Source organism: Aliihoeflea sp. 2WW, assembly GCF_000497755.1.
In the GTDB taxonomy this organism is placed as follows: domain Bacteria; phylum Pseudomonadota; class Alphaproteobacteria; order Rhizobiales; family Rhizobiaceae; genus Aliihoeflea.
This window is the reverse complement of record NZ_AYOD01000014.1, coordinates 38,101-54,782: the sequence shown is the minus strand read 5'-3', so window position 1 is coordinate 54,782 and position 16,682 is coordinate 38,101. Positions and strand designations below refer to the sequence as shown.

The window sequence follows — 16,682 nt, the reverse complement described above, 5'->3', positions numbered from 1 at the left end:
GAGGTGGCGCGAAGCGACGGAGGGGGCGTTCTACCGCCGGCTCACCTTCATCGGCAGGCCGCCCTGGGGCTGGGTGGTGAGTTTCTGGACCGGCCAGGGTTTCGTTTCGGGCAGCGTGTCGAAGCGGTAGCGCGACATCAGGACGGCGAGCGCGATGACGGCTTCCTGCATGGCGAAGGCGGCGCCGATGCAGATGCGGGGGCCGGCGCCGAAGGGGAGGTACTGGTAGCGGTCGAGCGCGTCGCGGTTTTCCGGGTGGAAGCGGGCGGGGATGAAGGCTTCCGGGTCATTCCAGATCTTGCGGTGGCGGTGGACGGTCCACGGCATGACGAGCACCTGCGCGCCCTTGACGATTTCGAGGTCCTCGTAGCGGTCGGCTGCGATGGCCTCGCGGTTGATCGACGGGGCCGGCGGATAGAGCCGCATCGCTTCCTCGAAGGCGGCGCGGGTGAGCGGCATCGCGTCGAGCCAATCCTGCGGCGGCAGGTCTCTGGCGAGCGCCGCGTCGATCTCGGCCTCGATCCTGTCGCGCTCCCATGGCGCTTCGGCGAGGCAGTAGAGCGTCCAGCCCAGCGCGCGGGCGGTGGTCTCGTGGCCGGCGCCGATGAAGGTGATGATGTTGTCCTCGATCTCGGCGCGCGTGAGGCCGTCCGGGCCTTCGGCCTTCAGCAGCAGCGTCAGGAAATCGGCCGGAACGCCCTCGCCGCGATCCATGCGGGCCTTTCTCAAGGCGATCGTGTCGGCGACGATCCTGCGGAAAAAGGCGAGGGATTTCTTGCCGCGGATGCGGGTGAAGCGCGGCAGCCAGTCGGGGGCGCCGAGAAGGTCCATCGGATCGACGCGGCCCATCGTCTCGAACAGGCGATCGACCTGATGGGCGAAGGAGCCGGGCTCGCCGGCGATCTCGCCGGAAAAGAGCGTTTCGGCGAGGATGTCGTAGGTCAACATGGTCATGTCGCGCGATACGTCGGCGCGGTCGGTGTCGCGGTAGCGCTCGGCGAAGGCGAGCGATGTCGACAGCATGGCGGGCGCGAAGCCGTCGATGTTCTTCGGCGTGAAGACCGGCGCCATCGCCTTGCGCGAACGTTTCCAGACGTCGCCCTCGGCGGTGAGCAGTCCGTCGCGCAGGATCGGGCGCAGGATCTTCTGGCGCACGCGCGCCATCTTGTAGTTCTTCGCGTTCTCGACGAGGACGTAGCGGATGAGGCCGGGATCGTTGGCGATGACGAGCGGGCCGCCGATGCCGGTCGAGATCGAAATCCATTTCTCATTGTAGGAAGGCTCGCCCCACAGTTCGAGCGGGTTGTTGTAGACGATACGCATCATCTGCAACGTCGAGGGCGGCGACTGGCGCGGCCGGGGTGCCGGCGGCACGAAATGGGCGGGCTTGGTGTCCATGGCGGCGCTCCTCGGTTCCGATCAATCTAGGGAGCGCCGGGCGGCCTCGCCAGCATCGCGCCCCGACCCCGCGACAATTTTGCCCGTGCGGGATGCTGGAACCTTGGGGCGGGATCGGCATTTTGCGGGCGGAACGGCACGAAGGCCGGCCACGTGGCGCAATTGCCACGCAAAGTCGAAAAAAATAAAGACTTTTCCTTTAGTCGTGCAACCATCGGCCTCGACATGAGTTGGGCTGAGCTGCCGTGGACTTGGGTAGACGTAAGTTGGACAACGCTTGCAAGATACTGGTGGTCGAAGACGAGATCTTCGTCGCGATCGAAATCGAATACGCCATCGGCGAACTCGGCCATGAACCGGTCGGGATCGCGGCAGATCGTTCGTCTGCGCTCGAGATGGGAAAGCGCGCCGAAGTCGCGCTCGTCGACCTCAATTTGCGCGACGGCGCGACCGGCATCGAGATCGGCCGGGAACTCGCCAGCCGCCACGACGTGACCGTCGTCTTCATGACCGCGAACCCGACGCAGCTCGGCGACGGCGTCCCCGGCACACTCGGTGTGATCGCCAAACCTGTCGCTGACAGCGAGTTGCGCGACGCGATCCGCTATGCCGTCGCTTGCCACAATGAGCACATGGACGCCGAGCCCCCTGCCCGCCTGCAGCTTTTCATGACGCCGGGCGGCGAACCCGGGCGCGGGGCGCACGGCTGAGCGCCTGCCCCTGCCCGTGACAACCACTTCCCTAGAATCTGCCTGAAGCGCCCTACACGCCGCGTCGCAACCTTGCCGCACGCGACAGGGCCCAGACGGGAATCGTGATCTCGACCCGCAATCCATCCGGCTCGAAGATGCGCTCGATCGTGCCACCCATCTGACCACGAATGCTCAACTCGATCAGGCGCGAACCGAAACCGCTGTCCGATGCCGCTTCGGCGGACGGCGCGGCGCCTGCGACGTGCTCCTTCCACGTGACGTGGTAGTCGGCGTCATCGGCAAAGGTGGTGATTTCGATGCGGCTGTCCGCCCCCGAGAACCCGCCATATTTGGCGGCATTGGTTCCCAGTTCGTGGAAAACCAGCGCGAGCGGCGTCGCAGCCCCCTCGGCGATCGGAAGATCCGGGCCGCTGATCGAAACATGCGTGCCGTCGCCGTCATAGGCGGCCAGCAGAGCGCGCAGCAGACCGTGAAGCGAGGCATGCCCGTCGACCGATGATTCCAGGGCACGCGGACGGACGAATTCGTGCGCGGTGCCGAGCGCCAGGATGCGGGCGCGCAGCTCGGCGGCGAATTCCTGCGCCTCGGGCCGCGTGCGCGCCGTCAGGCCGACGATTGAACCGAGGACCGAAAAGATGTTCTTGATCCGGTGCGACAGCTCCTGCGCGACGACTTCGCGCTCCTCGGCCGCGATCTTGGTTTCGTGAATGTCGGTGCAGGTTCCGAACCAGCGGATGATGCGGCCTTCGTCGTCACGGATGGGCAGGGCACGGCCGAGCGTCCAGCGATATTCACCCGAATGGTGACGCAGGCGGTATTCGATGTCGTAGGGCTCGCCGGTTCGCAGCGAATGGGACCATTGCTGCCAGGCGCGCGGCTGGTCGTCGGGGTGGAACATGCCGTTCCAGCCCTCGCCGTCGGTCGATCCGACCGGAACGCCGGTGAATTCGTACCAGCGCGCGTTGTAATAATCGTGGAGGCCGTCCGGCGTGGTCGACCAGACCATTTGCGGCATGGTGTCGGCGATGGCGCGGAACTTCGCCTCGCTTTCCTTCAGTTCCGCTTCACGGCCGCGCAGGCGATCCGACGCTGCGACGAGAATCGCGCCGATTTCCGAGAATTCGCGCACGCGCGACGGCCGCGGCGTGACCGGTTCGCCATCGGCCAGTTGATGCGCCTGGGCGGCAAGGCCCGTGGCCGACAGGGCCAGACGGCGCGCAAAGAGCGAGGCGAGAAGCGCCGACAGGCCGAGCGCAAGAAGACCGAGCAGGACGAAGAACTGCACGAAGCGAACCGCCGGCGCATTGAGTTCGCGCTGCATGATGCCGATGGCGATGCGCCAATCCGAAACCAGCGAGCGCGCATAGGTGCCGAACACCGCCTCCCCGTCGATGGTCGTCGCGTTCCAGCTTCCGAAATAGCCGGCCGTATTGGCGCGCAGATCGTCCGTGGCGATCTCGCCGACGAATTCGTCATGCCGCCTGCTGCGGGCGACGATGCGGTCGTTGTTGTCGATCGCCGCGACGGTCCAGCTTTCGGGCAATTGCTGCGCGAGCAGCAGTTCGCGAATTCGGGTTGCGGGGACCGCCAGGCTGAGGATGTAGCGCGGCTCGCCATCGACGAGGATCGGCATCGTCACCGCGAAAAGCGGCTCGCCGGCGACCGGCCCGTCGAACAGATCGAGGATCAACGGTTCGTCCGAAGCCAGAACGTCGGCATCCGACGGTTGGGGCGTGCGCGGCAGTTCCGAGCCGAACGGGCGGCGCAGATTGACGAGCTGCTGGCCGTCCGGCGTGCGCAGCACCGCGTTGAAGCCCAGCCTGTCGTCGACCTGCGAGGCCTTGGCGTGGAAACCCTCGATGTCACCGGCCTGGAGCTGGGGCGATACGGCGAGGACCTCGAGCGCCGAGGTGAGGCCCAGCAATTCGCGATCGATCGCGGCCGACAGGTCGCGCGCGGCTTCGGATGCGCGCGCCTCCAGCCGCTCGCGCTCGGCGATGGCCAGGTTAAACAGGATGTAGGCCATGAAAGCCAGGAGCGGCAGGCACAATGCGGCAGCAAAAAACGCAAGCTGTCGACGCAAGAAAGTTCCCCCAAATCCGGCCCAGCCTCTCGAGGCTTCCAACGTGTTTAATCGCCGTTGGTTCACCATGACAACACGCAGGTTGAGACAAGTTTGCGCAAGGCTTTGGAAAAGTGGACGTGAAGGCGCCGCAAAGCCGTGCAAAACTTGGAAAATCAGGCGTTCACCCCTATATTCGGGTCACCAAAAGCGCCTGAGTCGCACGACTTGTCCGCGCGCCTGCCGACGACATCCACGAAGATCGGAATTTCATGAGCGACACGCCCGAAAACCTCCCCGGCGAACCGGCCGAGTATGGCGCCGAATCCATCAAGGTTCTCAAGGGACTGGACGCGGTGCGCAAGCGCCCCGGCATGTATATCGGCGACACGGATGACGGCTCGGGCCTGCACCACATGGTCTACGAAGTCGTCGACAACGCGATCGACGAATCGCTCGCCGGCCATGCCGATCTCGTCACCGTCACGCTCAATCCGGACGGTTCGGTCACCGTGACCGACAATGGGCGCGGCATCCCGACCGACATGCACAAGGGCGAGGGCGTTTCGGCGGCCGAGGTCATCATGACCCAGCTCCACGCCGGCGGTAAGTTCGACCAGAACTCCTACAAGGTCTCGGGCGGCCTGCACGGCGTCGGCGTCTCGGTCGTCAACGCTCTCTCGGCATGGCTGAAGATGAAGATCCGCCGGAACGGCAAGTTCCATGAGATGAGCTTCACCCATGGCAATGCCGACGGGCCGCTGACGGTTACCGGCACCTATGTCGAGGACAAGCAGCCCGGCACCAATGACGGGCGCTCCGGCACGGAAATCACCTTCTTCCCGTCCGCCGAAACATTCACGATGATCGATTTCGATTACGGGACGCTGGAGCATCGCCTGCGCGAACTCGCCTTCCTGAATTCGGGTGTGCGCATCGTCCTCACCGACAAGCGTCATGCCGACGTCAAGGTGCAGGAACTTTTCTATGAAGGCGGGCTGGAAGAGTTCGTCAAATATCTCGACCGGTCCAAGAAATCGCTGATCCCCGCGCCGATCGCGATTCAAGCCGAGCGCGACGGCATCACCGTCGAAGTCGCCATGTGGTGGAACGATTCCTACCATGAGAATGTGCTGTGCTTCACCAACAACATCCCGCAGCGCGACGGCGGCACGCATCTTGCCGGTTTCCGCGGCGCGCTGACGCGCCAGGTGACGAGCTATGCCGACGTTTCCGGTCTGACCAAGAAGGAAAAGGTTTCGATCACGGGCGACGATTCCCGCGAGGGGCTGACGGCGGTGCTGTCGGTCAAGGTGCCCGACCCGAAATTCTCCTCGCAGACCAAGGACAAGCTGGTTTCGTCCGAGGTTCGTCCGGTGGTCGAAAACCTCGTCAACGACGCGCTCGGCACCTGGTTCGAGGAACATCCGGCCGAGGCCAGGGTGCTGATCGGCAAGGTGATCGAGGCGGCGGCAGCGCGCGAGGCTGCGCGCAAGGCGCGCGAACTGACCCGCCGCAAGGGCGCGCTCGAGATCAGCTCGCTGCCCGGCAAGCTGGCGGATTGCCAGGAGCGCGATCCGGCCAAGTCCGAAATCTTCATCGTCGAGGGTGACTCGGCAGGCGGCTCGGCCAAGGGCGGGCGCTCGCGCCAGAACCAGGCGATCCTGCCGCTGCGCGGCAAGATCCTCAACGTGGAGCGCGCGCGGTTCGACCGGATGCTCTCCTCCGACATGATCGGCACGATGATCACCGCGCTCGGCACCGGCATCGGCAAGGACGAGTTCAACGCCGACAAACTGCGCTACCACAAGATCATCATCATGACCGACGCCGACGTCGACGGCGCGCATATTCGTACGCTGCTCCTGACGTTCTTCTTCCGCCAGATGCCGGAGCTGATCGAGCGCGGGCACCTCTATATCGCCCAGCCGCCGCTCTACAAGGTCAGCCGAGGCAAGTCGGTCCAGTACATCAAGGACGAGCCGTCCTTCGAGGATTACCTGATCGGGCAGGGTCTCGACGAGGCGTCGCTGGAACTGTCAACGGGCGAGGTTCGGGCCGGGCAGGATCTGCGGGCCGTCATCAACGACGCGCTGGGCGTCCGGTCGCTGATCCAGGGCCTGCACACGCGCTATTCGCGCTCGGTGGTCGAGCAGGCGGCGATCGGCGGCGCGCTCAATGCCGAGCGCATGGGCGATGCGGCGCAGGTGCCGGGCATCGTGCAGACGGTGGCGGATCGGCTCGACATGATCTCCGAGGAGACGGAGCGGGGCTGGGAGGGCCGCGTCAATCCGTCGAACGAGGGCGCCGGCGGCGTCGTCTTCGAGCGCACCGTGCGCTCGGTGCGCGAAATCGTCACGCTCGATGCCGGGCTGATCGGCTCGGCCGATGCGCGCGCCATCGACCGCTACACCCAGCGGCTTCAGGAAGTCTACATGAAGCAGCCGGTGCTGCGCCGCAACGACAAGGCGGAGGTGATCGCGGGGCCGATGGCGCTGCTGGACGCGATCTTCGCCACCGGCCGCAAGGGCCTGTCGCTGCAGCGCTACAAGGGCCTTGGCGAAATGAATGCCGACCAGCTCTGGGAGACGACGCTCGACCCCAATGCGCGCTCGCTGCTGCAGGTCAAGGTCAACGACGCGACCGACGCGGATTCGCTGTTCTCGCGCCTGATGGGCGACGAGGTCGAGCCGCGCCGCGAGTTCATCCAGGAGAACGCGCTGTCGGTCGCCAATCTCGACATCTGACCGCCGAGACGAGCCATACGGGGCCGCGTCTTCGGGCGCGGCCCCTTGATTTTGGCGCCGCGAACATCGATATCGGCGCCAACTCACGAATTTTCGAAGGAAGACGGGATCAGCCATGAACGATCGTCCGGAAAACGAACGCATGAGCGGCGAGAGCGGTGAGACGCACACCGATCCGAACATCGAGGCCAGCGCCGACATGGCGGAAAGCCAGGACAGCCAGGCCGATTTCGAGGCCTTCATGCGGCTTGCCGGGGAAAACGAGGACCTGGCCAAGCAGAATGCGGAACTGAAGGACCGCGCGCTGCGCATGGCGGCCGAGATGGAGAATTTGCGCCGGCGCACCCAGCGCGAGATCGCCGACGCCAAGAGCTATGCGGTCGCCAATTTCGCCCGCGACATGCTGTCGGTTTCCGACAACATGCGCCGCGCGCTCGACGCCATTCCGGCCGAGGCGAAGGGTTCGGACGATGCAGGCTTCAAGGCGCTGATCGAAGGGGTCGAGATGACCGAGCGCGACATGCTCGGGGCGCTGGAGCGGCACGGCGTCAAGCGGCTGGCGCCCGAAGGCGAGCGCTTCGACCCGAACTTCCACCAGGCGATGTTCGAGATTCCCAACCCGGACGTGCCGAACAACACTGTTCTGCAGGTGGTCCAGACCGGCTACGTGATCGGCGAGCGCGTGCTGCGCCCGGCGATGGTCGGCGTCTCCAAGGGCGGACCCAAGGCGGGACCGGCGGATGCGCCGGCCGAACCCGGCCCGCCCAATGCGCAGTCCGAAAAGGACGCATAACGATCCAGAGGCGCCTGCGGGCGCCTTTTTCGTGGGCAATCGCACATCCGCGCGGCGTTAACCGCGCGCTTTCATTGGACCTTAACCCGCACTTGCTCGGATGGACCGAGCGCGATTTCGCGCGGGAGGCCAAATTGAACCTGCTCCTGTTCCTGGACTATGCCGGCATCGCGGTGTTCGCGGCGACCGGTGCGCTGGCCGCCTCGCGCAAGCAGCTCGACATTATCGGGTTCCTGTTCCTCGCCGGGGTGACGGCGATCGGCGGCGGCACTTTCCGCGACCTCGTTCTCGACGTGCCGGTCTTCTGGATCGCCAATCACAATTACCTGCTGGTCTGCGCCATCGTCGCGGTTGCCGTCTTCTTCGGCGCGCATCTGGTCGAATCGCGCTACCGGCTGCTGCTGTGGCTCGATGCGGTGGGCCTTGCCGCCTATAGCGTCTTCGGCGCCTATAAGGGCCTCGAAGTGACGGGATCGCCGGTGATCGGCGTGGTTGCGGGCGTGCTGACGGCGACGTTCGGCGGCATCCTGCGCGATCTCCTGGCGGGCGAGGCCTCGGTGCTGCTGCGGCCCGAAATCTACGTCACCGCGGCGCTGTCCGGGTCGGTCGCCTATGTACTTGCCGACCTTGGCGGGTCACCTGCCGGCGGGGCGGCGCTGATCGCGTTTTCCATCGCGTTCTGCGTGCGCGGCGGTGCGCTCGCCTATGGCTGGACGTTCCCCGCCTACAGGAGCCGGCCGGGCCGGGCGCCGGAGGACATTCCGACGGAATAGACCGAAATCATGCGGCGAAGCGCTGGGCTTCGGCGCCATAGTAATTGATGTAGCGCGCCGAAATCTTCGCGACCGGCAGGACGACGAAGACGTCCGTGGTGCCGAAGTCGTGGTCGATGACGCAGCCCTCGCCGATCATCGCGCCAAGGCGCAGATAGCCCTTGATCAGGGGAGGCATGGCCGCAAGGGCCTCGCGCGTGCGCACGGCCTCGGCAGGCATCAAATCCATCGTCACGAGCCGGTCCGCGACCGCGCGCACGGCCCAGTCGCCGGTTGCGCGGCAATTGTGATGAAGGAAGGAAAGCGCCTCGGCATGGCGGGCCGGGACGGTGCCCTCGAACGAGGCGCAGCCGGCCATGATGTCGATGCCGTGGCGGCGCGTATAGGCCCAGATGCCCTGCCAGAGAAGCTCGACCGTGCGGCGCGAACGATAGGCAGGCAGAACGCAGGAGCGTCCCAGTTCGAGGATGTTGAGGCCCGGATGGCGCGCCGCCAGCGCCTTGATGTCGAATTCGGCACTCGAATAAAAGCCGCCCGTCGCCGAGGTCTTTTCCTGTGGCAACAATCGGTAGGTGCCGACGATGCGCTCCCGGTTCGAGGCCGCAAGGGATGTATCGATGACGAGGAGATGATCGCAGATGTCGTCGAAGCGATCGGTGTCGCGCGAGAGGTCGCACGGGGCTCCGTTGCCCCTCTCGGCGTAGAAGACGCGGTAGCGCAGCCTTTGCGCCGCCTCGATCTCGCAGGCGCTCGTCGCCAGATGCACTTCCAGCGCGCCGATGCGGCCGAGGCATGTCTGCGGGCCGGTCGATAGCTGCGGGCGGGGTGCATCGGTCATGACAAGGCCGGTCGTCTCGTCGCGCGGAAGAAGGATCGGGTTCATCGGCCAGTCTCCACATCACCGGATGTGCGATCCATAGCCGCCTTGAGCAACATAATCATGACAGGCGCGAAAGTCACGCCGCCGGCAGGTCAGCGAGCCGCCGTCTCGTCCAGAATGGCGATGAGGCGGACCGGGTCGACCGGCTTTGCGATGACGCCGGATGCGCCGAGCGCGAGGATCGTTTGCCGGCTTTCGGCCCGGTCGTCGGCGGTCAGGACCAGGATCGGCACGCTCGGCAGGCCGTTCTCGGCTTCATGGGCGCGGATCGCGGCGATGGCTTGCGTGCCGTCCATGACCGGCATCTGCAAATCCATCAGGATAACGTCGAAACGCATGCCGGGCCGCATCGTGGCGGCCTCCAGCGCCAACCTTCCGTTGACGACGGTCTCGACGCGATGGCCGGCGCGGGTCAGGGCGGAGCGGGCGAGAAGCGCGTTGATCTCGTTGTCCTCGGCGACGAGGACGCTGAGCGCGGTGCGCGCCTGGGCGAGCGTCATGCGCCGCGTCGGCCTCGCCTGCTCGATCCGTTCGAGCAGGACCTTGAGCAGCGTGTCGCGCCGGAGCGGGCGCGGCAGGAAATGGCCATAGCCGTGGGCGCGCAGATGCCCCATCCGGCCGCGCGACTTGGGGTCGACCAGGGTGATCGCGGGCGCGTCATGACCGCAGACCTGACGAAGCCGGCGCAAAAGGGCGCCATCGTCGTTCTCCAGTGCGGCGTCAACTACCAGAAGCGTGAAGCCGCTGCCTTCGGCGAGGTGCGCCGCCTCTTCGACGGTGCGCGCCACGGCGGCCATGCCGCCATGATCGCGCACGCACAGCGCCATCGCCTCGGCCTCCATGCGGTTGCGCGAGACGATCAGCACGCGCTTGCCGGCCAGCGGCGCGCCGGGGGACGATTCCTCAAGCACCTCGATGGGAATCTGCGCAGCGAAGATGCTGCCATAGGCAGGCTTGCTCGCCGCCGTCAGCCGGCCGCCCATCGCCTCGGCGATGCGCTGGGAGATCGCCAGACCGAGCCCCGCGCCCGCCTGACGCAGCGCCGCATCCGAGCCTGCCTGCTCGTATTCCATGAAGATGCGCGACAGATCGGCAGGCGCAAGGCCGGGCCCGGTGTCGCGCACGCTCAGCCGGATCATCTCGACGCCATCGACGCGCTTGCGAACCAGCTTCACCAGGACCCCGCCGCGATCGGTGAACTTGATCGCATTGCCGACGAGGTTGAGAAGGATCTGCCGGACCTTGCCGCCGTCGAGCAGCGCGCGCTCCGGCACGTCGGCGGCGACGTAGAGGCCGAGGCCGATGCCCTTGGCATGCGCGCGCGCAGCCAGAAGCTCGACGACGTTCTCGCACAATTCGCGCAGGTCGGTCGGGCGGCGGTCGAGATCGAGACGGCCGCTCTCGATCTTGGAATAGTCGAGCAGATCCTCGATCAGCGCCAGAAGCGCGCTCGACGAGGTCGAGATCGCCCCGACATAGGTCGACTGTTCGGGCGACAGCGCCGTCTGGCCGAGAAGCTGCGCCATGCCCATGATGCCGTTCATCGGCGTGCGAATCTCGTGACTGACGGTGGCGAGGAAACGCGACTTCGCGCGGCTCGCCTCGACCGCCTGCCGGCGCGAGACCTCGCCTGCCGCCTCGGCGGTCTTGCGCTGGGTGATGTCGCGCGCGACCGCATGATGGCGGACCGTGCCGTCCTGGCGGCGCTCGGACAGTTCCAGCCAGGAAAGCCAGCGCTCGGCCGGCTGGCCGGGCAGCGCGAATTCCAAAGCGCTGATTGCGGGTCTGGTGGCAAAGGCGGAATCCGGCGCGCTCGCAAGGTCGACGCCGAGCGATTTCAACGTGGCGCCGCGCAGTTTGGCCGGCTCGTGGCCGAGCATCCGCGCGAGTTCAGCGTTGATCGCAAGGATGTGGCCGTCGCCGTCGCGGGTCATGCGGCCGAGGCCAAGCGCCTCGATCAAATCCGGCGTCGACCAGGGGTCGAGCGGCGGCACCGCAGGCGCGGGCAGGCGCAGCCGCGCCGGACTTGCCTTCCTGCGCATGGCAAGCTGCGGGGCGAAGAGCGACATGCCGGCCAGCGTCAGCGCGCCGGCGACGAGCGGTACGGAAACGAGATAGGACGCATCGGTCAGGAAGGCGACGGCAGCGATCGCCATCAGGAAACCGGCGACGGGCAGTCCGGCCGTATAGATCACCGGTTGCGGCGCATCCGGCAGGTCCATCGCCATCGGCGGCGAGGCGACGACGCGGCGCGACGACGCGTCGTCCGCGTGCCCGATGGCGGCGGTCGGCTCGCTGCCCGCGCGGCGCGTATGGAGGCCCGGCTTCATCGCCGAACCATGCCACGGCCCCGTTAGGGAAGGATCGGCGCAATCGTTCCAATTTTAGCGATTGCGCCGAAAGCCCCTCAAAGGGCTCTACATTTCGACGACCACGCGGCCCCTGACCTTGCCGTCGACGATGTCGCGCGCGGCCTGTTCGATGCCGTCGAAACCGATTGTCGTGGCGATGGAGGCGAGCTTGGCGGCATCGAGATCTGTGCCGATGCGCTTCCACGCCTCCTCACGGATTTCGCGCGGGGCCATCACCGAATCGATGCCGAGCAGCGAAACGCCGCGCAGGATGAAGGGCGCGACGCTGGTCGGCAGGTCCATGCCGCCGGCAAGGCCGCAGGCGGCGACCGCGCCGCCATAGGAGGTCATCGACAGGACGTTCGCCAGCGTGTGGCTTCCGACCGCGTCGATGCCGCCGGCCCAGCGTTCCTTGCCGAGCGCCTTGGCGGGCTGCGACAGTTCCTCGCGGTCGATGATGTCGCTCGCGCCGAGCGATTTCAGATAGTCGCTTTCCGAGGTCCGGCCCGTCGAGGCGATGACGCGATAGCCGAGCCGGGCAAGGATCGCGATCGCGACCGAGCCGACGCCGCCGGCGGCGCCCGTCACCACGACCGGGCCGCGGGCGGGAACGATGCCGTGCCGCTCCAATGCCATGACGCAGAGCATTGCCGTATAGCCGGCGGTGCCGACCGCCATCGCATCCTTCGCGGTCATGCCGGAGGGAAGGCGCACCAGCCAGTCACCCCTGACGCGCGCGCGGCCCGCATAGGCGCCGTGATGGGTCTCGCCGACGCCCCAACCGTTCAGGATGACCTTGTCGCCGGCCTTCCAGTCCGGATGGCTCGACGCCAAGACCGTGCCGGCGAAATCGATGCCGGGGATCAGCGGCCATTTGCGCACGACAGGCGCCTTGCCGGTGATCGCCAGGCCGTCCTTGTAATTGACCGTGGTGGCCTCGACGGCGATGGTGACGTCGCCCTCCATCAGGTCGGCGTCGGTCAGATCGACCGTGTTGACCGACTGGACCTTGTTGTCGTCGCGCGAGACGAGGATGGCCTTGAAACTCTCCGACATCGAAACTCCCTGAAATCTGCTTTTGCGTTGCAGCGAGTTTCCGACGTCAGATGCGCGCCGTCAACTTGGCGTGCGGGACTTGCGCCAGGCGATGATCTCTTCGAGGATCACCAGCATCGCGCCGACCGTGATGAAGGCGTCGGCGAGGTTGAACACCGCGAAGGACCAGTTGGGGAGGTGGAAGAGGACGTAATCGACGACGTAACCGAGCCAGACGCGGTCGATCAGATTGCCGATCGCGCCGCCGATGATCAGCGCGAAGCCGAGCCGCGCCCAGCGCTGGTGCGGTTCGGACTTGGCGGCAAGATAGAGCACGAACAGCGTCACCGCGCCCGTCATCACGACGAGGCCGACGGAGCCGAACTCGGACAGGAGCGAGAAGGCGATGCCGGTGTTGTGGGTGCGGAACAGCGCCAGCATCGGCACGATATCGATGCGCTCGTGCATCGCCATGTGCGTTTCGACCCAGTATTTGATCCACTGGTCGAGCGCGACGGCGACGATGACGACGAGGCCGTAGCCGATCAGGACGCGCGGATTGCGGGGATGGGTTTCGCTCACGCCAGTCTGTCTCCGATTTCGAGGGCGGCGCGGCGCACCTCGTAAAGCATGATGCCGGTCGCGACCGATAGATTGAGCGAATCGGCGCGTCCGGCCTGGGGGATTCGGACCAGTTCGTCGCAGGCGCGGGCCAGTTCGTCCGGCAGGCCCTGCTGTTCGTTGCCCATCAGGAGGACGACCGGGCGGCCCTGATAGCGCGGCGTGCGGTAGTCGACGGAGCCCTTGAGATGCGTGCCGACGAGCATGGCGCCCGCCTTGGCCTTCCAGGCGAGGAAGGCCTCCGGCGTCGCACGCGCGACGGGCACGGAAAAGACCGAGCCCATCGTGGCGCGGACGGTTTCGAGGGAGAACGGATCGGTCGTCTCGCCGACGAGGATCACGCCTTTCGCGCCGACCGCGTCGGCGGTGCGGATGATGGTGCCGAGATTGCCCGGATCGCGCACCCGGTCGAGCGCCACCCAGACGTCGCCGGCAGAAAGGCGGATGTCGGGCAGCTTCGTCAGTCTCTGCTCGAAGACGCCGACGACCATCTGCGGATTGTCGCGGCGGGTGATCGCGCCGAGCACCTTTTCGGAGACTTCGAGCACCAGACCGCCCAGCGCGACGGTGCGCGCAGCAGTCTTCTCCACCGCCGGATTGCCGATGCCGGCCTTGGAATAAATCAGCGTCCGGATCGTCCAGCCGCCATCGAGCGCATCGATGACGAGCTTCAGCCCCTCGGCCATGAAGGCGTGCTTTTCGTCGCGGAATTTCTTCAAGGCCAGCGCCTTGATGTCCTTGACGATCGGGTTCGACAGGCTGGTGATTTCCTTCACCTGCCCGACACGTGGCATCCTCGGCTCGCTCATTGCGCCACCCACCGCGAAAAGAGCGAGGTCGACAGGGCGCGGCCGGCGGACTTCTCGCGAATGATCAGTTCGCCCGATTCAACGCATCCGCCCTGCCCCGCAAAGATGTCGCGCATCAGAGCGTGGATGGCGAAGAAGGACGAGCGGATCGAATAGGCCGTCAGCACCACGCCGATCGGCTTGTCGGTGAGGATCGAGCGGCAGATGTCGGCCATCGCCGGGAGGTCCTCGAAGAGCTGCCAAACCTCGCCCTTGGGGCCGCGGCCATAAGCGGGCGGGTCGAACAGGATGATGTCGTAGCGGCTCTCGCGACGCTCCTCGCGCTCGACGAACTTCATCGCGTCCTCGCAGATCCAGCGGATCGGCTTGTCGGCGAGGCCCGCCATCTCCTGGTTCTCGCGTGCCCAGCCGATCGCCTTTTTCGAGGCATCGACATGGGTGACCTCGGCGCCGGCGCGTGCGGCGACGAGCGAGGCGAGGCCGGTATAGCCGAAGAGGTTCAGGACCTTGACCGGGCGCTTCGCCGCCCTGATCCAGTCTTCCATCTGCGACCAGTGCGAGGCCTGCTCGGGGAAGACGCCGACATGGCGGAACGAGGTGAAGCGGCCGAGATAGTCGATCCCGTCATGCTTCATCGGCCAGGTCTCGCCGAGCGGGCTTTTCGGAAAGCGCCAGCGGCCCATGCCTTCCTCGTCGGTGTCGCCGGTGAAGACCGCGTCGACATTCTCCCACTCGCGGGGCCCGAGCGCCGGCTGCCAGATCGCCTGCCCTTCCGGGCGCACGATGCGGTATGGGCCGTACTGCTCGAGCTTCAGCCCCGCGCCGGAATCGATCAGCGCGTAGTCGTCATTCGGCGCGACCTCGAGGATCAGCGGCAGGTTTTCGGCCGGCAGCGCGCCCTTGCGGCGCGACAGATCGCGCGCGGCCTTCGGCGCCGGCGCCGATTGCGGCGCACGGTCGGACGTCTCGGGCCGGTCGCGGCGCCTGTTGCGCTCCCTGGATTTCAAGCTCTCGTTCTCGTTCAGGACAGATGCGCGCGCTTCTGCCATAGAGGCGCGGCAACCGCAAGGAAGGGCAGATGGCGCATTCCCTAACAACCATCGGCTTCGATGCCGACGACACTTTGTGGCAGAACGAGCAGTTCTTCCGCATGACCGAGGCGCATTTTGCCGAGCTTCTGGCAGATCACGCGGAGAAGGATCATCTGACGGCGCGCCTGCTCGAGGCCGAGAAGCGCAATCTCGGGCATTACGGATTCGGCATCAAGGGCTTCACCCTGTCGATGATCGAGACGGCGATCGAGATCACGGATGGGCGGGTGCCGGCGGAGACGATCGGGAAGATTCTCGCCGCCGGCCGCGAGATGCTGCGCCATCCGGTCGAGACGCTGCCGCATGCCGCCGAGACGCTGGAGGCGCTTGCGGGGCGCTATCGCCTCGTCCTCATCACCAAGGGCGACCTTTTCGACCAGGAGCGCAAGCTGGCCGCGTCAGGCCTCGGCGAGCACTTCGACGCGGTGGAGATCGTCTCGGACAAGAGCGAGGCGACCTATGCGCGCATCTTCTCGGTCGGCGGGCACGACCCGTCCTCGGCGATGATGATCGGCAACTCGCTCAAGTCGGACGTCGTCCCGGCGCTCGATGCGGGGAGTTGGGGGGTCTACGTGCCCCACGAACTGACATGGAGCTTCGAGCACGCCGACAAGCCGGACGCACATCCGCGCTTTCGCGAGATGGCGGACCTTTCCGGCCTGGTCGCGCTGGTCGGTGAAATCGACGGCTAGGCGCGCGGGCGGGCGACGACCTTGCCCGAGGCGTCAGTGGATTCGGGCTGCTGGGCGCGCTGCTGTCGGGCCATCTTGCGATAGGGCGCCTGGCGCAGCCAGGTCGCGATCGAGCCGAGAAACATGCCCAGCACCAGCGTCAGGAACAAGAGAACGAAAAGCGGCGCCTGGAAGGTGAGCGCCGGATTGTCGGCGTTGAACGGGTCGAGCGAGAACGGCACCCAGCCGCGGTTCGCCACCGCGAGCGCGATCAGGAGGATCGCTATCGGAAGATAGATGGCGAGGCCGACGAATTTGCGCATAGGTGCTCCGTTTGGCGGGCTTGGCGGCTCAGGACGAGGCGTCGGTGTTCAGCCGCTCGCGCAGTTCCTTGCCGGTCTTGAAGAAGGGGACCCACTTTTCCTCCACTTCAACGGCCTCGCCCGTGCGCGGGTTCCGCCCGACACGCGCTGGCCGGTTCTTGACCGAAAAGGCCCCGAAGCCGCGCAGTTCCACGCGGTTTCCCTGTGCCAGGGCCTCGGTAATCTCGTCGAAGATCGCGTTGACGATATTCTCGACGTCGCGAAGGAAAAGATGCGGATTGCGGTTGGCAATCGTCTGCACCAGTTCGGATTTGATCATCGTCCCATCCCTCTCCCAGGACCCGCCGCAGCAGGACCGCCTGCCCCCTCGTCGGAGCTCGTGGCGATCCACATGACCCATCGCGCATCGCACCGA

Annotated in this window: 15 protein-coding genes; 5 read left to right on the top strand and 10 right to left on the bottom strand. The window is 66.2% G+C overall.

All coding sequences use genetic code 11. The features are described 5' to 3' along the window. Positions 1-30: 30 nt before the first annotated feature. Positions 31-1,398 carry a cytochrome P450 gene (locus ALII_RS0108665; RefSeq protein ID WP_024586927.1) on the bottom strand — a complete coding sequence of 456 codons (1,368 nt, stop codon included), beginning with the start codon at positions 1,396-1,398 and terminating at the stop codon, positions 31-33. A 266-nt stretch (positions 1,399-1,664) separates the two neighbouring features. On the opposite strand from ALII_RS0108665, the gene ALII_RS21145 reads away from it, so the two are divergent. Further along, positions 1,665-2,108 carry a response regulator gene (locus tag ALII_RS21145; RefSeq protein WP_024586926.1) on the top strand — a complete coding sequence of 148 codons (444 nt, stop codon included), beginning with the start codon at positions 1,665-1,667 and terminating at the stop codon, positions 2,106-2,108. A gap of 52 nt (positions 2,109-2,160) precedes the next feature. Here ALII_RS21145 and ALII_RS22945 read toward each other — a convergent pair whose 3' ends face one another. After that, complete coding sequence (locus ALII_RS22945) at positions 2,161-4,194, bottom strand: PAS domain-containing protein (protein ID WP_201767714.1); 2,034 nt, start codon at positions 4,192-4,194, stop codon at positions 2,161-2,163. Positions 4,195-4,445: 251 nt separating this feature from the next. Between ALII_RS22945 and gyrB the strand changes: the two genes are divergently transcribed. The 3 genes from gyrB to ALII_RS0108640 all read left to right on the top strand — a co-directional run bounded on the left by gyrB (position 4,446) and on the right by ALII_RS0108640 (position 8,486). Next, entirely contained in the window at positions 4,446-6,920 is a 2,475-nt protein-coding gene (gene gyrB, locus ALII_RS0108650; protein ID WP_024586924.1) for a DNA topoisomerase (ATP-hydrolyzing) subunit B, read from the top strand. A 115-nt stretch (positions 6,921-7,035) separates the two neighbouring features. Then, a complete protein-coding gene (gene grpE / locus ALII_RS0108645; protein ID WP_024586923.1) occupies positions 7,036-7,713 on the top strand; it encodes a nucleotide exchange factor GrpE in 678 nt (225 codons plus the stop codon). A gap of 134 nt (positions 7,714-7,847) precedes the next feature. Then, positions 7,848-8,486 carry a trimeric intracellular cation channel family protein gene (locus ALII_RS0108640; RefSeq protein WP_024586922.1) on the top strand — a complete coding sequence of 213 codons (639 nt, stop codon included), beginning with the start codon at positions 7,848-7,850 and terminating at the stop codon, positions 8,484-8,486. Positions 8,487-8,493: 7 nt separating this feature from the next. On the opposite strand, the gene ALII_RS0108635 is transcribed toward ALII_RS0108640, so the two are convergent. The 6 genes from ALII_RS0108635 to ALII_RS0108610 all read right to left on the bottom strand — a co-directional run bounded on the left by ALII_RS0108635 (position 8,494) and on the right by ALII_RS0108610 (position 15,231). After that, positions 8,494-9,324, bottom strand: coding sequence for a GNAT family N-acetyltransferase (locus tag ALII_RS0108635; protein WP_051375818.1), 831 nt, complete (start codon positions 9,322-9,324; stop codon positions 8,494-8,496). 134 nt (positions 9,325-9,458) lie between these two features. Next, on the bottom strand, positions 9,459-11,696 hold the full coding sequence (locus ALII_RS0108630) for a response regulator (protein ID WP_024586920.1): 2,238 nt from the start codon (positions 11,694-11,696) through the stop codon (positions 9,459-9,461). Positions 11,697-11,783: 87 nt separating this feature from the next. After that, positions 11,784-12,773, bottom strand: coding sequence for an MDR family oxidoreductase (locus tag ALII_RS0108625; RefSeq protein WP_024586919.1), 990 nt, complete (start codon positions 12,771-12,773; stop codon positions 11,784-11,786). Positions 12,774-12,833: 60 nt separating this feature from the next. Next, positions 12,834-13,334 (bottom strand): signal peptidase II, encoded by a 501-nt coding sequence (gene lspA / locus ALII_RS0108620; protein WP_024586918.1) that lies wholly within the window; start codon positions 13,332-13,334, stop codon positions 12,834-12,836. Next, positions 13,331-14,182, bottom strand: a complete 852-nt coding sequence (locus ALII_RS0108615; protein ID WP_024586917.1) for an RNA methyltransferase — start codon at positions 14,180-14,182, stop codon at positions 13,331-13,333. Before ALII_RS0108615 ends, lspA begins: the two co-directional genes overlap by 4 nt. After that, the gene (locus ALII_RS0108610; RefSeq protein ID WP_024586916.1) at positions 14,179-15,231 is read right to left on the bottom strand and encodes a class I SAM-dependent rRNA methyltransferase; all 1,053 of its coding nucleotides are present in this window, start codon (positions 15,229-15,231) and stop codon (positions 14,179-14,181) included. Before ALII_RS0108610 ends, ALII_RS0108615 begins: the two co-directional genes overlap by 4 nt. A 29-nt stretch (positions 15,232-15,260) precedes the next feature. On the opposite strand from ALII_RS0108610, the gene ALII_RS0108605 reads away from it, so the two are divergent. Then, the gene (locus ALII_RS0108605) at positions 15,261-15,965 is read left to right on the top strand and encodes an HAD family hydrolase (RefSeq protein ID WP_024586915.1); all 705 of its coding nucleotides are present in this window, start codon (positions 15,261-15,263) and stop codon (positions 15,963-15,965) included. On the opposite strand, the gene ALII_RS0108600 is transcribed toward ALII_RS0108605, so the two are convergent. Beyond that, the gene (locus ALII_RS0108600; RefSeq protein WP_024586914.1) at positions 15,962-16,267 is read right to left on the bottom strand and encodes a DUF1049 domain-containing protein; all 306 of its coding nucleotides are present in this window, start codon (positions 16,265-16,267) and stop codon (positions 15,962-15,964) included. The genes ALII_RS0108605 and ALII_RS0108600 overlap by 4 nt on opposite strands. Before the next feature lie 28 nt (positions 16,268-16,295). Beyond that, positions 16,296-16,586 carry an integration host factor subunit beta gene (locus ALII_RS0108595; RefSeq protein ID WP_024586913.1) on the bottom strand — a complete coding sequence of 97 codons (291 nt, stop codon included), beginning with the start codon at positions 16,584-16,586 and terminating at the stop codon, positions 16,296-16,298. Positions 16,587-16,682 lie beyond the last annotated feature (96 nt).